The sequence below is a fragment of the Pseudovibrio sp. W74 genome, from assembly GCF_001623085.1.
Lineage (GTDB): Bacteria > Pseudomonadota > Alphaproteobacteria > Rhizobiales > Stappiaceae > Pseudovibrio.
Window position 1 is genome coordinate 137,733 of record NZ_LMCJ01000005.1, and the last position, 18,396, is coordinate 156,128.

The 18,396-nt window shown below is 53.7% G+C and carries 18 protein-coding genes and 1 pseudogene; 11 read left to right on the forward strand and 8 right to left on the reverse strand.

Going from position 1 to position 18,396, the window contains the following annotated elements:
* Positions 1-22: 22 nt before the first annotated feature.
* Positions 23-631 carry a GNAT family N-acetyltransferase gene (locus PsW74_RS04605; protein ID WP_063290062.1) on the forward strand — a complete coding sequence of 203 codons (609 nt, stop codon included), beginning with the start codon at positions 23-25 and terminating at the stop codon, positions 629-631.
* A 311-nt stretch (positions 632-942) separates the two neighbouring features.
* Entirely contained in the window at positions 943-1,572 is a 630-nt protein-coding gene (locus PsW74_RS04610; RefSeq protein WP_063290061.1) for a hypothetical protein, read from the forward strand.
* Positions 1,573-1,651: 79 nt separating this feature from the next.
* Here the strand turns inward: PsW74_RS04610 and PsW74_RS04615 are convergent, their stop codons facing one another.
* Positions 1,652-2,587, reverse strand: coding sequence for a metallophosphoesterase (locus PsW74_RS04615; protein ID WP_082830479.1), 936 nt, complete (start codon positions 2,585-2,587; stop codon positions 1,652-1,654).
* A 526-nt stretch (positions 2,588-3,113) separates the two neighbouring features.
* Between PsW74_RS04615 and PsW74_RS04620 the strand changes: the two genes are divergently transcribed.
* Together PsW74_RS04620 and PsW74_RS04625 are read left to right on the forward strand one after the other, a co-directional pair.
* The gene (locus PsW74_RS04620; protein WP_063290163.1) at positions 3,114-3,518 is read left to right on the forward strand and encodes an NUDIX domain-containing protein; all 405 of its coding nucleotides are present in this window, start codon (positions 3,114-3,116) and stop codon (positions 3,516-3,518) included.
* A 323-nt stretch (positions 3,519-3,841) separates the two neighbouring features.
* Positions 3,842-4,417, forward strand: a complete 576-nt coding sequence (locus PsW74_RS04625) for an N-acetyltransferase (protein WP_063290060.1) — start codon at positions 3,842-3,844, stop codon at positions 4,415-4,417.
* A gap of 58 nt (positions 4,418-4,475) precedes the next feature.
* Here PsW74_RS04625 and PsW74_RS04630 read toward each other — a convergent pair whose 3' ends face one another.
* The 4 genes from PsW74_RS04630 to PsW74_RS04645 are packed head-to-tail and all read right to left on the reverse strand — an operon-like array spanning position 4,476 to position 11,367.
* On the reverse strand, positions 4,476-6,560 hold the full coding sequence (locus PsW74_RS04630) for a hypothetical protein (RefSeq protein WP_063290059.1): 2,085 nt from the start codon (positions 6,558-6,560) through the stop codon (positions 4,476-4,478).
* Positions 6,561-6,597: 37 nt separating this feature from the next.
* Positions 6,598-9,408, reverse strand: a complete 2,811-nt coding sequence (locus PsW74_RS04635) for a DUF4159 domain-containing protein (protein ID WP_208987836.1) — start codon at positions 9,406-9,408, stop codon at positions 6,598-6,600.
* The gene (locus PsW74_RS04640) at positions 9,405-10,331 is read right to left on the reverse strand and encodes a DUF58 domain-containing protein (protein ID WP_063290058.1); all 927 of its coding nucleotides are present in this window, start codon (positions 10,329-10,331) and stop codon (positions 9,405-9,407) included. Before PsW74_RS04640 ends, PsW74_RS04635 begins: the two co-directional genes overlap by 4 nt.
* A 22-nt stretch (positions 10,332-10,353) precedes the next feature.
* Positions 10,354-11,367: a MoxR family ATPase gene (locus PsW74_RS04645; protein ID WP_057463622.1), complete on the reverse strand. Its 1,014-nt coding sequence runs from the start codon at positions 11,365-11,367 to the stop codon at positions 10,354-10,356.
* Positions 11,368-11,872: 505 nt separating this feature from the next.
* Here PsW74_RS04645 and PsW74_RS04650 point away from each other — a divergent pair.
* The 6 genes from PsW74_RS04650 to PsW74_RS04675 all read left to right on the forward strand — a co-directional run bounded on the left by PsW74_RS04650 (position 11,873) and on the right by PsW74_RS04675 (position 16,245).
* Positions 11,873-12,442, forward strand: coding sequence for a DUF1285 domain-containing protein (locus tag PsW74_RS04650; RefSeq protein ID WP_244271787.1), 570 nt, complete (start codon positions 11,873-11,875; stop codon positions 12,440-12,442).
* A 27-nt stretch (positions 12,443-12,469) separates the two neighbouring features.
* On the forward strand, positions 12,470-13,090 hold the full coding sequence (locus PsW74_RS04655) for a CoA pyrophosphatase (RefSeq protein ID WP_082596903.1): 621 nt from the start codon (positions 12,470-12,472) through the stop codon (positions 13,088-13,090).
* The gene (locus tag PsW74_RS04660; RefSeq protein WP_208860182.1) at positions 13,090-13,362 is read left to right on the forward strand and encodes a DUF6111 family protein; all 273 of its coding nucleotides are present in this window, start codon (positions 13,090-13,092) and stop codon (positions 13,360-13,362) included. Before PsW74_RS04655 ends, PsW74_RS04660 begins: the two co-directional genes overlap by 1 nt.
* Positions 13,359-14,579: a CCA tRNA nucleotidyltransferase gene (locus PsW74_RS04665; RefSeq protein ID WP_063290056.1), complete on the forward strand. Its 1,221-nt coding sequence runs from the start codon at positions 13,359-13,361 to the stop codon at positions 14,577-14,579. The genes PsW74_RS04660 and PsW74_RS04665 overlap by 4 nt, the downstream gene beginning before the upstream one ends.
* Before the next feature lie 2 nt (positions 14,580-14,581).
* The gene (locus PsW74_RS04670) at positions 14,582-15,019 is read left to right on the forward strand and encodes a DUF1284 domain-containing protein (protein WP_063290055.1); all 438 of its coding nucleotides are present in this window, start codon (positions 14,582-14,584) and stop codon (positions 15,017-15,019) included.
* Positions 15,020-15,192: 173 nt separating this feature from the next.
* Positions 15,193-16,245, forward strand: coding sequence for a Tim44 domain-containing protein (locus tag PsW74_RS04675; RefSeq protein ID WP_063290054.1), 1,053 nt, complete (start codon positions 15,193-15,195; stop codon positions 16,243-16,245).
* Positions 16,246-16,423: 178 nt separating this feature from the next.
* Here PsW74_RS04675 and PsW74_RS04680 read toward each other — a convergent pair whose 3' ends face one another.
* Positions 16,424-16,855, reverse strand: coding sequence for an organic hydroperoxide resistance protein (locus tag PsW74_RS04680; protein ID WP_063290053.1), 432 nt, complete (start codon positions 16,853-16,855; stop codon positions 16,424-16,426).
* A gap of 181 nt (positions 16,856-17,036) precedes the next feature.
* On the opposite strand from PsW74_RS04680, the gene PsW74_RS04685 reads away from it, so the two are divergent.
* Entirely contained in the window at positions 17,037-17,507 is a 471-nt protein-coding gene (locus tag PsW74_RS04685; RefSeq protein WP_208982017.1) for a MarR family transcriptional regulator, read from the forward strand.
* Positions 17,508-17,510: 3 nt separating this feature from the next.
* Here PsW74_RS04685 and PsW74_RS04690 read toward each other — a convergent pair whose 3' ends face one another.
* Positions 17,511-17,984 (reverse strand): PAS domain-containing protein, encoded by a 474-nt coding sequence (locus PsW74_RS04690; RefSeq protein WP_063290051.1) that lies wholly within the window; start codon positions 17,982-17,984, stop codon positions 17,511-17,513.
* An 80-nt stretch (positions 17,985-18,064) separates the two neighbouring features.
* A pseudogene (locus tag PsW74_RS29240) lies at positions 18,065-18,396 on the reverse strand (translation-associated GTPase); the annotation flags it as partial.

The following is an 18,396-nucleotide window of genomic DNA, read 5'->3' on the forward strand; positions in this document are numbered from 1 at the left end:
CTTCCTAATTTGAGAGAGTGGTATGGCGCATATTCAACTGGATCTTGATGGATACACAGACCTGCCAGAAGGCAAAGTCGCGACTGTGGTGACGCATCTGGAGATGTTGGAGAAGCCTGCTCTCAAACCGATTGATCGTCCTGACCTCACGCTGGAACGAGCCGGCAAGATCGACATCACCGAGTATAGAGCCCTCTTTAAACGTGTGGGTGAGCCGTGGCTTTGGTTTGGTCGTTTGGTGATGAATGACGCTGAACTGGAAGTGACGCTGAGCAAGCCGACCAATGAGTTTTACTGGGCTATGAAGAACGGTGAGCCTGTGGGGATGCTTGAGTTGGATGTTGCCAAGGAAGACGAAGTCACACTGAGCTATTTCGGACTTGTGCCAGAAGCTGTTGGCGGTGGTGCTGGCCGCTGGCTGATGAACCACGCGACCAGCAAGGCCTTCTCGCGTCCTGAAGTGAAACGCTTCTGGTTACACACATGCACAGGGGATAGCCCACAAGCACTGCAATTTTATCTGCGTAGTGGCTTTAAGCCCTTTAAGCGGTCCATTGAGGTTGCTGATGATCCGCGTCTGAATGAGATTCTTGATCGATCCTGCGCTCCTCACATTCCTTTTTTGCCATAGGGCAGAGCAGGTTGATGGGCTGGACCTTTCGGTTCGATTGGTAGACGCGTACATGCTTGCATTGGTTTTCTCACCTAACCTTGGGGTTGTGCGGCAGAAACCCCTCAGGGTTGGTGTTGGAAAAGTGCCCCAAAACGGGACAGTTAATGAGGTTTCATTAGAGTTTTATCTAGGATGTGTTAGTTTCCTTTTACCATGTACCTTTGATTAATCGTGGAAGATGTGTGAGGGCTGCACGCAAATCGATTGGTTGTACGTAGGTTGGGGGCGGTTGAAACGGGGTGTGTTCAACCGAATATTCGGGAGCTGCCATGTCAGAGCTACATGACAACGTTGTGCCTCATGAAAAGGTGCGGTCGCTGAGAGATAGTATTCGCAAAGTGCGTGTTGCGGAGATGGAACGGACAGACGTTGTTGTGAGCCTTCAGGAGAGCGAGAAAGCACGCCTTGAATTGCTCAGCGAAGAGCTGATTGATGTGTTCAAGGAAGTTCCTGAAGACGACGACCAGTTTGCCTTCCAGATCGTTCCCGGTACCCAGCCTCGCCTTTGGATCGACATGACCAGCCATGTGTTGATGGGTCGTGATCGCCATTCTTACCGCTTTGTGAAGGAGACACGTCTGGGGCGGATGGTATTGCTTGAGACTGCCGATATCGACGACATGGCGGACTGCATTACCGAATATATTGCCGAGCGGATTATTGAAAAGGAACGTGCGCTGGAAGCAGACTGGATGCTCAACCGCATTCGCCAGCAGGATGTTCCAACAGGCAAGAGGCTGGATCAGCTTAAACAAGAAAACGCAGGCAGAGCTGTTGCAGCCAAGCGCAATAAGGCGCGCGACTTCTTTATTCTGATCTGCGGGCTTTTGCTGGGAACTGTTATCGGGGCGGCGGGTCTTGTGGCGCTGGCTTTATATGCGAACCCTTTTGCGGGGTAAGCGCTGTCTTTGTGAGAGGCATCAGTATGCCTCTCTGTCTTTTAATCTGAAAACTAGCCCCACGTCTTAGGTACAGGCTTTACGCTGCTTGCCTTAAGCTGGGTATGGACAGATCATGCTGTGCGATGTGGTGCACGCCTTCTTCTGCCGTTGTGAAACCGCGTTCTTCCATAATGCATGACCAGCCGTTACCATCTTTTTCAATGGTGAAGAGATTGTAGCGAGCAGGTGGCTTATGGCCACTCAGGCCATTTGATGCGGATGGAACGCAAATCACAGGCACCGGACCTTCCGGCCCGTTGATTTCCATACGGGTCGCCCGATGGGTGTGGCCATGCAGAACCAACTCCGCGCCATGTTCTGCAATGATGTTGCGGAAGCGGCTGGAGCCTACCAGGCGCTTGTACCAGGCTGTGGCGTTGCGCACAGGTGGGTGATGCAGCATGACAACGCGGAAATCACCGCGCTCTTTTGCGCGTCGCAACTGGTCTGCCAGCTCGCGCAGCTGGTTGCTGCTGATGTGGCCTGTGGCCATGAAAGGGCCCGTTGCTTTGGCCGTGGAGAGGCCAACAATCGTGACGTGGCCTCGCCTGCGGGCAAATGGGAAGTGCGGATCAGTTCCCAGAGGCGGTGTCAGCCCCAAGCCCGGATCGCTTTGCATGTATGGACGCCAAGCGCCGTAGGCTTGCTTTAAAGCGCCTGGGACATAGGCATCGTGATTGCCTGGTGTCAGGGATAAAGTCTCGGGAGAGCCCACGGTTGCGAGCCAGTCTTTGGCTCCAGCAACCTCTTTGGGCAGTGCAATGTTGACCAGGTCTCCGCAAAGCGCGATATGATCCGGCTGCTGCGCGTGAATATCGCGTATCAGCGCATCAAGATAAGAGTTGGTCATTGCATGGGCGCGGTTGCGCCGCCAATTTATGTAGCCAAGAATACGCTTCGAGACCAACTGGACTGGCTGAACGTCCGGCAATGGACCCAGATGTGGGTCAGATATGTGTACAAGCTTAAACATAGCCTGCGCATCATCGCTGCATTGCGCCTGAGGTCAAGGAGTTTTCCTTAATTCTGGGAATTACCCTCAAGCGCCTTTAACAGATCGGCAAAGCTGACTTCCAATTTGCCTTAAAGGCAAGAAGATGGACGCAAAACAGCAGTGTCGTGGGTGTTTGCAGAATTAACTGCTGGTGCCCAATGGAAGCGTTTTGTGCGACGGAAACGAGCGAGAACTTTAGTAAGCATGACGTGTTACTCCTGCGATTTGGGAAACGCGGATTGGGTGTCTATTATAAGTAGGTGATGGGGCCGCCCTGATTAATTTTTGGGCGTATGCTTGTTCTTTGATCTCTTTCTACGCCTATCCTGTGGGTTGTGTAGTGTTAGTTTTGCAAGGGTGGTATGCACTTTTTGCATAAATGATATTTCAGAATATAGTGCTTTTATATCAATGCTTTATATTAAATATGAGGCCAGACGTGGCAAGCTTTAAGACGCGAATTATCAATATTCTGGTGCAATCAGCGGCTCTTTTGAGTCGTGGAATGACGATGGGCGCGCGCGTTGCGGCATTTGATGCTGAAAACCGAGTCCTTCTCGTACGTCATCAATATCTGCCGGGCTGGTACTTTCCTGGTGGCGGTGTTGATTCCGGGGAGACGATGGCGGAGGCTGCTCGCAGGGAGCTGGCGGAAGAGACAGGATATGGATGCGGACCGGATGTGGCGTTGCTTTCCATGCATCTTAACCGCGGAGGAACAGGCCGGGACCATGTCGGCCTCTTTAAGGTGAGCTTGACTGAGCAAGATCCGGACTGGAAAAGACCGGCTCTGGAAATCTCAGATTTACAGCTGTTTGCGTTGGATGCCCTACCTGATGATGTGAGCCCGGCGACGCTGCGTCGTCTGCAGGAAATTGCGGGCGAAGCTGAGCCTGATCCCTATTGGTAGTTGTTTTTCAAGGACCTACGTGCAGGTGGCCTACAACTAACGAATACGCATCTGCACTTAGTTTTGTGCTTTACGACAGAAAATTTGCGTGTTAGTTAGTCAGGAGAAATTATATTTCGTGTGCTCTGGCATGCGATAGACCGAGAAACTGGGGTGTAGGCCTTATGGCTATTTGCTGGGAACAGCGACGACGAATGAACGCGCGGGACTTGCTCTCGCGTGGTGCATCGTGCCGTCCTTCTCTCAGTGTGCTCCCAACATCGGTCTAACTGCCCGAGCCACACGGATCGACGGTCTTCCCCCTTCGATTTGTGGTATGTGACATGATAGTTTCAAAATGGCTGGTGCGGCAGGAAACCCCAGCAGATTTCTCCGAGATTGAGCAGATGCAAGCAGAGGCGTTTGGCCCTGCGCGTTTTGAGCGGACGGCGTTCAAAATCCGTGAAGGCGTTCAACAAGCTTCTCAGTTATGTTTTGTTGGAGAACTCAACGGCGAGATTGCCGGGTCTGTGAAACTCACTCCCATCATGATTGGCAATAGCCAGAGTATGTTGCTGGGGCCATTGACCGTAAAGGCCGCCTATAAAGGGCAGGGGTTGGGGCGTCTTTTGCTGACGACTGTTGCAAATGAGGCCAAAGCGCAGGGCGTTCAGTCCATTTTGTTGATTGGGGATCATCCTTACTATGGGCCGCACGGTTATGAGCAAGTGCCTCATGGCCAGATCACATTGCCGGGGCCTGTTGATCTGGATCGGTTGCTTGTTTTGAAACTGCAGGGCGGGCAAATGCCGACTGGTGCTGTGGTTGGTGGCTATGTGAAGCCTGCGTTGGTTGGCACAAAGCAGAGTGAGAGCCAGCTGGTTGACATGATGCAGGGCTCGCTGGCAATGGCGAGATGAAAGGCTGAGCAGGAGAACTAAATCATCCTGCGGATCATTCTTCCATTTAAGATGTTTTCTATCGTCCTTCGCGGTACCAGGTGAAGGACAACAGTCCTAACAGCAAGGCGAGGCCGAGGAAGCCAATGAGAAGCGGATAGCGGTCTATGCCATTCAAGATGCTGGCGTCTGTTCGTTTGATGCCGATCCAACCGTTTCCATGATATTGAGCGGATGAACGCTGTGCGATGACATTGGGTAGCGATAGGGGTGCGCCGTCGTCGTCGCCGATCCGCAAAGCTGTCCCACCTGTCTGTTCTGTGATGCCAGAGAGTTTGTCTGCCGTTGAAACCACTTCCAGAAACTCTCTCGGGTTTGGCGGGCCGACGTTGATCAGTGCTGTATGTGCGCCATCGGTTGCTGAATAAAGGCCGAGTTCTTCCACTTTGACGGAAGCGGTCCAATGTCCTGATGTGTCTTTTATCAGCTCCAGCTGCTCTGTTTTGCCAGAGGGCGTTGTAAGCGTGACCGGATCAACCAGATTGGCGAGGGTTTGTCGCTCTGTCAGCAGGTTGGAACCGCGTAAAGACAATCGCAGGGCTTCCTCTTCCAGATCAGGTTCCTTCATGAGCCAATGGGCCAGCCTGCGCAGAAGCGGGACGTGTGGGCCGCCACCCTCATAGCCTCTTGCCCAGAGCCAGACATGGTCAGACAGCAGGGCGGCAACGCGGCCTTTGCCGACGCGGCTAAGAACCAGTAGGGGCTTATCGCCCAGCGCAGTCATGATGGGTTGGCCTTCTTGCACATTTGCACCGACGAGGCGGAACCATTTGCTCCATTGGGGCGGACTTTCACCTGCACCGGGCAGATCGCGAGTTACTGGATGGCGCAGGCCGAGTTCTGAGACGTTGGCAAAGAAGGGTTCTTCAAAGACTTCACCAGTTGGTGCGGCTGGTAGCACGCGGCCCAGCGGGGTTCGGAAGATGCTGTTGGCTTCTGCGTAGTCAGGACCACCTGCAATGAGGACTGCGCCGCCGTCACTGACGTATCGGGCGATGTTGTCGAAGTAGAGCAGGGGGAGGACGCCGCGGCGTTCGTAGCGGTCGAAGATGATGAGGTCGAATTCGTCGATCTTGACGGAGAACAGCTCACGGGTTGGGAAGGCTATCAGAGACAGCTGGTTGATTGGGGTTCCGTCCTGCTTTTCCGGTGGCCTCAGAATGGTGAAGTGGACGAGATCGACTGAGGCATCTGATTTGAGCAGGTTGCGCCATGTGCGCTCACCTGCATGAGGAGAGCCGGACACCAGCAGGACGCGGAGATTTTCACGAACGCCATCAATGGTGACGAGGGCGCGGTTGTTCAGTGGTGTCAGCTCGCCATTGAGTGCCTCCACCTCAAACTCGTAGATGTTCTGGCCGCCATGTTCGATCTCAACTGCGATTTCTGCCGGATAGCCTGAAGAGATAAACTGCTTGGACAGGATATCGCCGTTGCGGCGGACTATGATTTCAGCGCGATTGCCGAAGGGCTGCGGAGTGCCTTCCTCAATCAATTCCAGCTGGACGACCTGTGTTGAGCCAACCAGACCAAAGCGCGGGGCTTTGGCGACTTTCAAACGGCGATCAAATTCGCCTTCACGGCCTGTGATGAGCGCATGGACCGGAGCTGAGAAGCCGAGCTTTTCTGCAGTGGCTGGTACATCATGTATCTGACCATCGGTGATCACGATGGCTCCGGCTATTCTCTCTGGCGGGACATCAGCCAGTTCATTGGAGATTGCGGTGAAGGCGCGGGTGCCATCACCGCTTTCCATGGAAGTATCATTGAGAGAGACCTGCCGCAGATCAATGCCGTCAAGGGCTTTAAGTTGATTGACGATACCCTCTCGCGCTGCCTCAGTCAGCTCTGCACGGTTTTCCAGTTGCTGGCTTTGGCTGTTGTCTGAGACGACAACAACGGTACTTGGGAGGTACTCCCGATCTTCTCGTAAGACCGCCGGATTGAGCAGGGCCAGAACCAGCAGAGCCAAGGCGGCGGAACGGATCAGGGCGCCGCGCATACCGACGAAGAGGAGGTAGGCACAGACCAGAGCTATGATCACTCCAAGCGCGATTATTGCCGGAAGGGGCAAAAGCGGGTCGATGGAAAGAGACCATGTCATGTGTGTAGCTGTGCTCCGCGTCTTGTTTGCTGGCTTATTATTGGCCGATACGTTCCAGCAGCGCAGGGATGTGAACCTGATCTGCCTTGTAGTTGCCTGTCATGGTGTACATGAGGATGTTGATGCCCACCCGCGCCGCCATCTCGCGCTGGTTGCCATCAGCAGGAATGGTTGGGTAAAGGTAGTTTCCTTGCGTATCAATGGCCCATGCTGCAGCGAAATCGTTGCCGCTGATCATGATGGGGGACACGCCATCCCCTGCGCGGACTGGGCGGCTGCCATCTGAGGTGGTCGCGCTGGCTTGTACCCACATGGGGCTTTGATTGTAGCGGCCGGGGAAATTATCCAGAATGTAGAAGGTTTTGGTCAGCACGTGGTCTTGCGGAACAGGTTCCAGACTAGGAATGTCCAATCCGCGCAAGAGTTGCTGAAGCTTCAGTTTGTTTGGAGAATTTGAGCCTGTTCCAAACGCATCTCGGGTGTCGAACAGGATTGTGCCGCCGTTGCGCATGTAGGCACTGATCCGCGACATGGCCTCAGGGGTTGGCATCTGCATGCCTGCATCTATGGGCCAGTAGATGATTGGGAAAAACGCCAGTTCATGGCTTTGCAGATCCAGACCTACCGGAGCTTCAGGCTCCAATGCTGTTCTGTCGGTTAGTAATCTGGTGAGGCCGAACAGTCCGGCTCGGCTGATTTCGTCCACCTCTGGCACGCCTGTCATTACATAGGCGAGGCGAGTGTCTAATGAAGCGTCGAGGGCGAACTGTTCTGCATTGTCTTGTGCCTGCGTTTTATCAGCACCTGTCAGGCTCAGGCTGGAGGCGATGAGCAAGAGAATAGCGGCCTGCGTGAATTGGCTACGGCGTAGTTTACCAGAGAGCCAGAGCAGGGCGAGCGTATCCAGCAAAGCCAGCAGGATTGCGATGGAGAAGAACCAGCCTCGAAGGTCCAGCGGTTTTTCTGAGGGGTAGTCGAGTATCTTTGCCATGGATAGCGGTTTGAGGTTTAACGGGATCAGATTGTCCTCATCTTCCATGAGGTTGAGTGCGCGTGCTGCATCGTCGGTCCCGTACAGACCTGGGGGGGTATCTCGGCCTGGATGGGTGGTTGCAAAATCGCGCTCCAGAATAGGTTTGTGACTGGCAGAAGGCGGCGTGAGTTTGCCATAGCCATCCAGCATTTTGAGCAGAGGCAGGGCGGAGGCTGATGTTGTGCCGTCAGCTTCATCATCCGGATTGAAGACTGCCGTTGAGGAGATGCTTGTGATGGCCCGCAGCATATCCACAAACCCACCGGAAAGAGGCAGGTTGGACCACTTAGTATCAGGGGTGACATGGAACAGGACAATGGTTCCGTTGCCATGTTTCTTGGCCGTGACGAGAGGTGTACCGTCTTCCAGTGAGGCCCATGTTCTATCAGGCAGGTCTGCGGTTGGTTCTGCGAGCACCTGACGGTTTACGGTGACGTCCTTAGGAAGAACGATAGAACGGAACGGGCTATTCTCTGAAAACGACTTGAGTGCCTGTGGCTCCTTCCAGGAGAGAGAGCCGCCCAATTTACGGTCGCCCAGACGGAGAGCAACAGGGATGAGTGAGTCTTGTTTTTCCGGGAGTTCCGGGCCTGCGAAGCGTATCAGTGTACCACCTTTGGAGACCCAGCTGGCAATGTCTGCCTCTGTGGTCTTGGGCAGTGTGCCGACTTCCGCGAGGACGAGAACGGAGATGCCTTTGTCAAAGTAGTCGGAAATGGCCGTGGTGATGTCTGTGCTTTTTGCTGGTGGAAGGTCTGCGAAAGGAGCCAGCGCGCGTTCCAGATAATAAAGTGGCGAGAGCAGAGGCTGGGAGCGGTCGGCAAAACCGCCAGCGAAAAGGCCAACCTTACGCCGCCGCCATTGTTCATCTACGAGTACAGTGCTGCCAGCGCTGGCCTTGCCTAAAATGGAAAGCTTAGTGATATCGTTGCGCAGTTCTGATGGCAGCTCCAATGAAATTTCGGCGGTGCTTTGGCCAGCTTTCATCTCGATGGTTTGTTCTGCAATAGCCCGTTGCTTGCGATCAAAGGCTCGGACCGTCAGTGTCTCGGCCAGTGGCGCAGGATGCCGGAGGACTGTCGTGGTCATGGCGCCAGCGGTGTTTTGCAACTTTTTGAGCGCGTAGACCGGAGTGTCGGAGCGATAAATGAGGAATGAGCTTTCGCGCACGTCTGAGGCTCTGGCAATGCTGGCCAATCCCCGTGCAAAGCTTGTGGTGGATGGTTCTTCTAAGGGAGAGGAGAACCACAAAATTGCACCGGGAGCGTTCTGTTCTGCTTGCTTTTGCAGGGCTGGAATGAGCTCTGACCGGGCAGCTTGCCAGCCTTGAGGTGTCAGTGCGCGAAGCTGGTCGGCAACCTCCTGCGCACTGGACAAACGCAAGGGCTGGGCAGGGCCATCTGCTGTTGTCACCAGCATGACGGTTCTGTTGTTCTGCGCTGCGCCGTCTACCATGAGTTCCGCCATACGGATTTGGCGGTCCCAATCTGCTGAGGCATCCCAGCCATTGTCAACGATGATCCAGAGTGGGCCTGTTTTGGGCTCTGCGATATCCAGAGGTTTCCAGACGGGGCCAGCCATTGCGATGATCAGAACTGCAGCGAGCATAAGGCGTAGCAGGATCAACCACCATGGGGTGTGCTGCGGGGTTTCCTCTTTGTTGCGAAGAGACAGCAGGAGGCGCAGAGGCGGGAACTTAACGTGGGCAGGTTGAGGTGGTGTGGTGCGGAGCAGCCACCACAGAACGGGAAGAGCTGCGAGTGCGGTGAGTACCCACGGTGCTGCAAACCCAATTGGGAGAAGAGAACCGATCATCGCAGGTCTCCCCTCATTTTGTGCTGTGGGGCGTCAGCCAGACGGGAATGAAGCAGCATCAAGGGTTCGACCGCTGGGCGGTCTGTGTGGTGCAGGGTATAGCTCCAGCCGAATTTGCGGGCGAGAGAGTTGATCTGATCCTTATGCGCAGCCAGACGAAGCAAGTACTCCTGTTGCCAGGTTTGTGCGCGGCCTGCTTTGAGCTGCTCTCCGTTTTCCGGATCTTCGAACTGGGTTGGGCCTGTGAAGGGGAACGTCTCTTCAATCGGGTCCAGAAGCTGGATGAGGTGGCCTTTAGCGCCTGTGCCAGCGATGTTGGCCATCCACGCTTCCAGCTTTTCCGGTGGGTCGAGCAGGTCTGAGAAGAGTACAATCTCAGAAAAACGGCGGATTCCTTCAGGGTTGGGTAGCGTTGCCTCAGGGTTCTCGTGCACCAGAGTTTCTGCGATGGTCTGCATTGAATTTCTACTGGCCAGTGGTCTTGTCAGGCCAGTCAGACCGACACGTTCGCCAGTTTCATTCAGGGCATAAGTCAGAGCCAGCATGAGCAGCAAAGCGCGGTCACGTTTGGAGGCGGTGGCTTGTCTGCTTTGGAAGCGCATGGAAGCGGAGAGGTCTGCCCAAATCCAGATGGTTTGGGCGGCTTCCCACTCGCGCTCACGTACATACAGATTGTCGTCGCGAGCGGAGCGGCGCCAGTCAACTTGCTGGGCTGCCTCACCAGAGAGGAAAGGGCGGAACTGCCAGAAGGTTTCGCCGGGACCTGCTCGGCGGCGACCATGCCAGCCAGAGGTGACATTGGCTGCAATGCGTCTTGCCTCAACCAGCAGCTCTGGCAAGGTATCAGCAATGGATTGCGCTTCGCCCGTTAAGCCGAAGATGTTTTCCTGTCTGTCTTGAGGAGCGGTCCTCGAAGATAACATATGCGATCCTGTCGGCTTGTTGTTAGGCGATGCGTTCTTTTATGTCTTTGAGCAGTTGCGGAATGGTTTTTCCGTCGGCTCTGGCGGCAAAGGTGAGAGCCATGCGGTGTTGCAGCACAGGTTCGGCCAGAGACATGACATCGTCAACGCTTGGGGACAGGCGTCCATCTGCCAAAGCACGGGCACGAACGGTCAACATGAGTGCCTGACTGGCGCGCGGTCCTGGGCCCCAGGCGATGTATTGGGCGAGATCATCAAAGCCATCTGCTTCGCCGGGGCGGGCTGCTCTGACCAGTTTCAGGATTGCGTCCATGACGGTTTCGCCCACCGGAATGTGGCGTACCAGTTGTTGCATCTCCCGCAGCTCTTCAAGTTGCAGGACCTGTTTGGATTTGGCTTCTGTCGCCCCTGTGGTTTCCAGCAGAATACGGCGCTCTGCATCTATGTCCGGATAATGGACATCAATCTGCATGAGGAAGCGGTCGAGCTGTGCTTCCGGAAGTGGGTAAGTGCCTTCCTGTTCAAGCGGGTTCTGAGTGGCCAGTACGTGGAAGGGGGCAGGCAGGTCGTGGTGATGGCCTGCGATTGTGACGTGGTATTCCTGCATGGATTGCAGGAGAGCGGACTGGGTTCGCGGGCTGGCGCGGTTGATCTCGTCTGCCATCAACAACTGGGCGAAGACCGGGCCGGGAATGAAGCGGAAGGAGCGTTTGCCATCCGGGGCTTCCTCCATCACTTCAGAACCCAAAATGTCCGAGGGCATCAGGTCTGGTGTGAACTGGATACGGCTGGAATCGAGGCCGAGCACTGTGCCCAGAGTTTCCACCAGTTTGGTTTTTGCAAGACCGGGAACACCAACAAGCAGACCGTGGCCGCCGGAGAGAATTGTCACCAGTGTGCGTTCAACGACGCTTTCCTGACCAAATATGGAACGGGCGATTTCCTCTTTTGCCTGTCGGATTTTCTCACAAGCCGCCTCTGTGCGTGCGACTATATCCTCTGGTTTGGGGGGCATGCCTGTCATATTGGTGTTCATCGCTGCTCTCTTTTCGTCGCGCGTTGCAACCCTGCCTAGCTCACCTTTGCATCATACTCGGTTTTAAAAAAGGCGATCCCTAGCAAATTTATAGGCCTGTACTTTTCAGCAATAGGCTGACTATGCAGGCAGAAGTGCAATGCAAGGCGCGAAAGCCAGTTTCAAAATGTTTTGATATGATCGGGGTCAGAGCATCCCTGGGTTATAGTTTGGTTGGCTCTACCCTAACGGCATTTCTGTGAACAGATAGTGAGTCTGAGGACTGAGATTCTGTTTGCCCCTGAGAATTGAGAGCATTGCGCACGTAATAGAGACCACCAATGACGTCTCTATTTTGCTGCGTCGATGCTTATCGCAAAGGTATAACTTGGCGCGGGCTTTGAGGGAGGGTAGCGTTAGAGCTTGCGTGACACCATATTACCCCAATAGTGGTGTGTTCCGATGTATTGGTAGAATGACCGTGGTGAGCGAATTAACAGAAAAGAGCATTCCGGAAATCAAGGAGATGCCGAAAGGTCTTCAGGCTTTGATTTCGCGTGCGGGAAAGTCCAAAAGCCTGCCTCCCATCCATCTTTGGAACCCGGAGTTCTGCGGTGATCTGGATATGCAGATCAAGCGGGACGGATCCTGGTATTACATGGGCACGCCTATTCAGCGTGAGGCTCTGGTGCACCTGTTCGCGACTGTTTTAAAACAGGAAGACGACGGGAAGTATTATCTTGTCACGCCTGTTGAGAAGATTGGCCTGAGCGTTGAAGATGCACCGTTTGTGGCCGTGGAGATGGACATTCACCAGCAGGACGGAGAGCAGGTGATCACCATCCGGACCAATTGCGGTGACGTGGTTGAAGCTGGGCCTGACAATCCTATCCGTTTTGTACAGCAGGAAGAAGATGGCGGGCTGAAGCCTTACATCCTTGTGCGTGATCGGTTGGAAGCATTGTTTGCGCGGACACTGGTTCATGAGCTCGCGCCGCATTTGCAAGAGCGTGAAGGCGAGGGTGGACGGGTTGTTGGCATTGAAAGCCATGGCGCATTCTTTGTGGTGGATACGGTCCAGAACCTTGGATTTTAGGAAGAGACATTAGGACGGCGTATTATCTTGTCTGAGTTTACAGCAGAGAATTTCAGATCTCGGGTGATGGACCGGTTGGCCGGTCAAGCCCATGAGCCTGCAGGAGATCACATCCTCAATCCGGATATTCCTGATTATGGTGAGGATCTGGAGCAGGTACGGGATGCTGCTGTTCTGATCGGTATTGTTGACCGGGGGACAGAGGCGTCCATTCTTTTAACCCAGCGTACCGCGCACCTGCGTTCTCATGCAGGGCAGATTGCGTTTCCTGGTGGCAAAATTGATGAGGATGATGACGGGCCTGTGGGTGCAGCCTTGCGAGAGGCGCATGAAGAAGTTGGCCTGGACTCTGACTTAGTAGAGATTTTAGGTGATCTTGGCGATTACTACACGGGCTCCGGGTATCGGGTCGTGCCGGTTCTTGCGACGGTCAAACCTCCGTTGATCCTCTCTCCCAATCCGGCAGAGGTGGATGAAGTATTTGAAGTGCCTTTGTCTTTTCTGATGAACCCTGAGAACCACCAGAAAAAAAGCGGAGAATTCAGAGGCAAAACGCGCTACTATTATGCCATGCCGTTTGAGCAGCGTTACATATGGGGTGTCACCGCTGGCATCCTGCGCGTGCTTTACAATAGGGTTTATGCCTGATGATACGAATGCTCCTGACACATGGGTTGTTGTTCTTTGTTCCTTTTATCGCCTACGCAGTGTGGGTGATGGTGGTACGTAAGGCAAAGAAAGACAAGCGATTTCGCGATGGCCCGATGTTGTGGTTGAGCATCAGCGGAATAGCTCTTGTCATCGCCAGCCTGATGCTGCTTGCAGAAACAAGCCGCGCGCCTCTAGGCTCACAATACAGACCAGCGCAAGTGGTGGATGGTGAGTTCGTTCCAGGTGGATACGAGACTCCTCAAAAATGACCAGATTACAACAGAGCGGCTGGCTGGACAGTGCTGCTGTTCAGCGGGCTTTTGACGTTCTGGAACAAGACGGTGATGTTGCGCGTGCAGTTGGTGGAACTGTGCGCAATTCCCTACTTGGTGAAGTGGTGGATGATGTTGATATTGCCTGCACTGCCTTGCCGGATGTGGTGCTTGCCAGAGCGGAAGCTGCTGGTGTCAAAGCCATCCCAACTGGTGTTGACCATGGAACGGTGACGCTGGTTATTGATCGCCAACCGATTGAAGTGACCTGTCTGCGTGAGGATATTGAAACGCACGGACGCCACGCGACGGTTAAGTTTGGGCGTGACTGGACGAAAGACGCACAGCGCCGCGATTTCACAATGAATGCGCTCTATGTGGACCGTCATGGTGAACTGTTTGATCCGCTGGGCGGTCTGGATGACTGCCTCAACCGGCATCTGCGGTTCATTGGAGATGCGCGTGCGCGTATTCGTGAAGATTATCTGCGCATCCTACGGTTCTTCCGGTTCTTCGCGACTTACGGGCAAGGGGAGATCAATGCGGATGGGTATGCTGCCTGTCTTGAGCTGAAAGATGGCCTTTCTCACCTTTCCAAGGAGCGTATCACCAAGGAAGTGCTGAGAACGCTGTCTGCACCGCGTGCTCTCGATTCTTTGCTGCTGATGGAGCAGGGCGGAATCTTGCAGCTCATTTTGGGTGGAGAGGCTGCGAGCTCTCGCTTGGCGCGCCTTTTGGACCTTGAAGATTTGCCTGAGGCAGCTCTCCAGCCAGTGTTACGACTTGGTGGTGTTGCGGGGCCGAAGGTTGCTGAGTGCCTGCGCCTTTCTAATGCACAGAAGAAGCAGATTGAGGTTGCTGCTGATATTGCTGAGGCTTTGCGTTTACACGGGCAGAGCAAGCAGCAGTTGAAAGCGTTGTTGGTTGCTCACGGTACAGATGCTATTGTTGATGGTGTTTTGACTGCCTGGATGAGCGACATCGTGCAAAGTGAGGCGGAGCTGAAAGAGCTGTTGGCCTTTGCGCAGAACTGGGTGATACCGAATTTTCCGCTGACTGGTAAGATGATGCTTGCTGGCGGTATTCCTGCCGGACCTGATATGGGTAAGGCGATGCGGCTGGCACAGCAGATCTGGGCTGATGCGGATTATCAGCAATCTGCTGAGAGTTTGCTGGAGCAGGTGAAAGTGCTGCTGGCTGATGAGGTGAAGTGATCATGAGTGTCAAGCTGCGTGGTCATCACTTGCTATGCGTGCTTACATTTATTGGGCATGGCTATTCTCCTGCGTTTTCCAAGAACTATGAGGCTGTGGTGAAGCGCCTGAATGCAGGAGAGGCTGCCCTACTGGTTGAGGGGCCGGATGAGATTTGTGCGGTTCTGATCAACGATGAAGAGCAGCCGCATTGCTTTAATTGCAGTGTGGTGGAGCGTGATAAAGTGGCTGTGACGTTGATCTCTCGTCTGCTTGGGACTGAGCTGCGTGTTGGCGATGAGCTTGCGCTGAGTTCGCATTTGGTCACCAAAATGCGGAAGGCATATGCTGAGGGTGTTTTTAAGACAGCCTGCCAAAACTGCGAGTGGGTGCAGTTTTGTGATGAAATCTCTTCATCTGGCTTTGAAAAAGTCCATCTTCGCAATCCAATGAAGCTCTGAAGTCGTTTGCCTTTATTTTGAGGGACTTAAGCTGCTTCTGAAATTTTCATTGGTGCGTATTCTTGTCCGAAAACCAGCTTCCACTTTTCGGGAATGCACTTTGGTCTTCAAATTTTAACAGAATGCCCCCATATGGAGGGCAACATGAGTTTAAGGGCAGGTTTAGGGGTTACATGCTTGCATTGAATAAGTTTCCAAAGTTTCTCACACTCTTGGTGTTTTCGATCGGTCTGATCTTTGTGACAGCTGACTTTGCGGAGGCAAAGCGTGGGTTCAGTTTCGGTAGCCGCGGTTCACGCAGTTACTCAGCTCCAAAAGCGACCAAGACCGCACCAAAGACGGCTCCGGTTCAGCGGACCATGACACCTAACAACGGCACCAACACAGGTGCGCAGCAGCAGAATGCCGCGGCAGCCTCCAAGGCAGCTGCAGGCCAGCGCCGTGGTTTGTTTGGTGGTGGTTTCCTCGGTTCTATGCTCGGTGGTCTGGCACTTGGTGGATTGCTAGGCATGCTGTTCGGTTCCGGGTTCGGCGGTATGGCCGGGTTCTTCGGCCTGATCATGCAGGTGTTGCTGATCGGCGGTGGTATTATGTTGTTGATGCGCTTCTTGCGGGGACGCCAACAGCCACAGGCCGCTGGTGCTGCGCATGGATACCAGCAGGAGCCACAGCAGAACCAGTCGTTCAGCTTTAATGATGCGGGTGCGCAGGATGCGCCGCGTCGTTCAGGGTCTTCTGGCATTCCGAACACCGGTTTTGGTGGTGGTCAGGCGCCTCAGTTTGAGGAAAAGCCTGTCTTTTCTACCGAAGCGGATGATGAAATCGGCCTGACTGCGGATGATTTTGATGCCTTTGAAGCGCTGCTGACAACTGTCTGGACTGCTTACGGCTCTGAAGATTACGGTAAGATCCGCGAAATCGCGACGCCTGAAATCATGGGCTACTTTGCTGAGGAACTGGGCAAGGCTGCGTCCAACGGTCTTATCAATGAAGTGCGCGGCATCAAGCTGCTTCAGGGTGATCTGAGTGAAGCCTGGCGTGAAGGCGACAAGGACTATGCGTCTGTCGCAATGCGCTATGAGGCCATTGATGTGATGCGTGAGCGGGCCAACAACAAAGTGGTTGAAGGCAATCCGGATGTACCGGAAGAGCGGACAGAGATCTGGTCGTTTGTTCGTGATGCCGGTGAGAGCTGGAAGCTCTCAGCTATTCAACAAGCTGATTAATCAGAGCAGATAATAGAAATTGGAAAGGGGCCTCATGGGCCCCTTTCTCTTTAATGGTTCGATGGGTCTTGTGCTGCTAAAGCAATTCGCGTTTTAGCTGATACGCTTGATCTGCTTTAGCTTTTGCTTTTTGCGTATCTATCTCCGAAAACCGATAGGCACTTTTAGGAGATACGCTTTAGGTTGCGACAGAAAGCTTTACATCGATGTTGTTGCGGGTTGCGTTGGAATATGGGCAGACCTCATGCGCTGCAGCGATGAGTTCTTCTGTCTTGGCTTTGTCCATGCCCGGTACGGTAACAGCCAGAGCAATTTCCAGACCGAAACCACCTTCGGAGCGTGGGCCAATTCCAACGGTCGATTCTACATTTACGTCTGCAGGCAGAGCGATGTCAGACTGCTGAGACGCTACAAACTTCATAGCTCCGATGAAACATGCGGCGTATCCAGCAGCGAAGAGCTGCTCTGGATTGTTGCCTTCACCACCTGCGCCACCCAGTTCTTTTGGGGTTGCAAGTGTCAGTTCCAGAGCACCGTCCTTTGTTTTTGCAGTGCCGTCCCGGCCACCGGTAGCAACTGCGCTTGTTTCATAAAGAACGTTAACTGGCATTTGGTATTCCTCGTTGTTGTTATGTATCGTGCACGATTAAATCCTATGCGATGTAGTTAAGAAGAAATGTGGGATGCTGTCAATCAAAACGTGAATTAATCGTGTGCGATTTAGTTTGACGGCTTTTATATTGATGGGTAGAACGAGGAAAGAGGATGTTACTCAGGACTGGAATACGGTGATGGCCGAGAAGAAATCTGAAGAATTTCAAGGCTTTGGTTTAGATCAGCATTTGTGCTTTGCCATCTATAAGGCCAACCACGCCTTCAATCGGTTTTATAAACCGGTGATGAAGAAGCTTGGGGTCACGTATCCGCAGTACATCACTTTGCTTGCTCTTTTGGAAAAAGACCATCAGCGCGTCTCCGAGTTGGGGGAGCGCCTGTTCCTTGAGTCGAACACTCTGACACCGTTGCTTAAGCGCCTTGAAGAATTGGGCTTTCTTGCTCGTGCGCGCTCCAAAGAAGATGAGCGGCAGGTTATTGTTAGCCTGACGAAAGAAGGGCGTGATTTGAGTGATGGCGTGATTGACGTACAGCACTGCGCTTTTTCCAATCTGGATGTGCCGGTAGAAACCATTGGCCAACTGGTTGAGCAGCTTAATGACATTCAGGAGATGTTGACGGAAGCCAAAGAGAAGGTTTCCAGCTAAAGATCAGCTGTCTGGTAGCATCGCTTTTTCAAAGGGATCGCGGCCATGCTGATCATACAGGCAGCACAGGTCCTGCACTTCTTCCTTTAACAAGACAAACTGAGAAAAGCCGACGAGCTCTCCGTCAACGTGGATTGGGGAGACGGTGACGAGAATGGTGGTGGTTCCGTATGGATTGGCCACATAACGCACCGGGTCTTTGCGGCCATCTTTGAACAGCTGCAGCATGGCATCAAACCGCGGGTTGGTGATGGCGCGGCGGTGGTTTTCTTTTACATTGTGCCCGATGTGGCGGGGCTGGCGATCCAGATTTTCTGAAGCCCATTTGTTGTAGTAGAGCAGCTTGCCGTCTTTATCGATGATGGTGACACCGATGCCTGCTTCCTCCAGCAAGCGGTCAGCCCAGCCTGACAGTCTCCACGCTTCCAGAATGCGTTGTTCAGTGACTTCCGGCAGTTCGCTCTTGTTGTCAGTCATGTTCGCTTACTCGCTGTTCGCCCAAACCTTAGCGAAGGCGAGTAAGCAATTGCTTTCAGAAATACTCGGGTTTTCTAAAGCTATGAGAATGCGGCGGCTGTTTTGAACTTGCGCTGGCGTGCCCAGAGAATGCCCAGTGAACCCGCTGTCATGATGACGCCTGCCAGGATGGCGATTGGATCTAGTAGGGTCTGAGGCAGATAGCCAGCTTTGTCAGCGATGAGCTCAAACAGCAATGAGGTGAACGGCAGGGCGGCGATTGTGGCAACGTAGTTCTGACTGCCAACCAGATTAATCGCCTGCATGGACAGGAACATGGACACACCACGCAGGGTTATGCCGACACAAATGGCCGCGAGCCACATGGTTGGGCTCCAGACCTGTGTCAGGTCGATGAGCGGCAGGTTGCTGG

Excerpts from the sequence above, each read along its gene's own strand:
- PsW74_RS04605 (WP_063290062.1), top strand. The coding sequence starts at position 23 with ATGGCGCATATTCAACTGGATCTTGATGGATACACAGACCTGCCAGAA.
- PsW74_RS04610 (WP_063290061.1), top strand. The coding sequence starts at position 943 with ATGTCAGAGCTACATGACAACGTTGTGCCTCATGAAAAGGTGCGGTCG.
- PsW74_RS04615 (WP_082830479.1), bottom strand. The coding sequence starts at position 2,587 with ATGTTTAAGCTTGTACACATATCTGACCCACATCTGGGTCCATTGCCG.
- PsW74_RS04620 (WP_063290163.1), top strand. The coding sequence starts at position 3,114 with ATGACGATGGGCGCGCGCGTTGCGGCATTTGATGCTGAAAACCGAGTC.
- PsW74_RS04625 (WP_063290060.1), top strand. The coding sequence starts at position 3,842 with ATGATAGTTTCAAAATGGCTGGTGCGGCAGGAAACCCCAGCAGATTTC.
- PsW74_RS04630 (WP_063290059.1), bottom strand. The coding sequence starts at position 6,560 with ATGACATGGTCTCTTTCCATCGACCCGCTTTTGCCCCTTCCGGCAATA.
- PsW74_RS04635 (WP_208987836.1), bottom strand. The coding sequence starts at position 9,408 with ATGATCGGTTCTCTTCTCCCAATTGGGTTTGCAGCACCGTGGGTACTC.
- PsW74_RS04640 (WP_063290058.1), bottom strand. The coding sequence starts at position 10,331 with ATGTTATCTTCGAGGACCGCTCCTCAAGACAGACAGGAAAACATCTTC.
- PsW74_RS04645 (WP_057463622.1), bottom strand. The coding sequence starts at position 11,367 with ATGAACACCAATATGACAGGCATGCCCCCCAAACCAGAGGATATAGTC.
- PsW74_RS04650 (WP_244271787.1), top strand. The coding sequence starts at position 11,873 with ATGCCGAAAGGTCTTCAGGCTTTGATTTCGCGTGCGGGAAAGTCCAAA.
- PsW74_RS04660 (WP_208860182.1), top strand. The coding sequence starts at position 13,090 with ATGATACGAATGCTCCTGACACATGGGTTGTTGTTCTTTGTTCCTTTT.
- PsW74_RS04665 (WP_063290056.1), top strand. The coding sequence starts at position 13,359 with ATGACCAGATTACAACAGAGCGGCTGGCTGGACAGTGCTGCTGTTCAG.
- PsW74_RS04670 (WP_063290055.1), top strand. The coding sequence starts at position 14,582 with ATGAGTGTCAAGCTGCGTGGTCATCACTTGCTATGCGTGCTTACATTT.
- PsW74_RS04675 (WP_063290054.1), top strand. The coding sequence starts at position 15,193 with ATGCTTGCATTGAATAAGTTTCCAAAGTTTCTCACACTCTTGGTGTTT.
- PsW74_RS04680 (WP_063290053.1), bottom strand. The coding sequence starts at position 16,855 with ATGCCAGTTAACGTTCTTTATGAAACAAGCGCAGTTGCTACCGGTGGC.
- PsW74_RS04685 (WP_208982017.1), top strand. The coding sequence starts at position 17,037 with ATGGCCGAGAAGAAATCTGAAGAATTTCAAGGCTTTGGTTTAGATCAG.
- PsW74_RS04690 (WP_063290051.1), bottom strand. The coding sequence starts at position 17,984 with ATGACTGACAACAAGAGCGAACTGCCGGAAGTCACTGAACAACGCATT.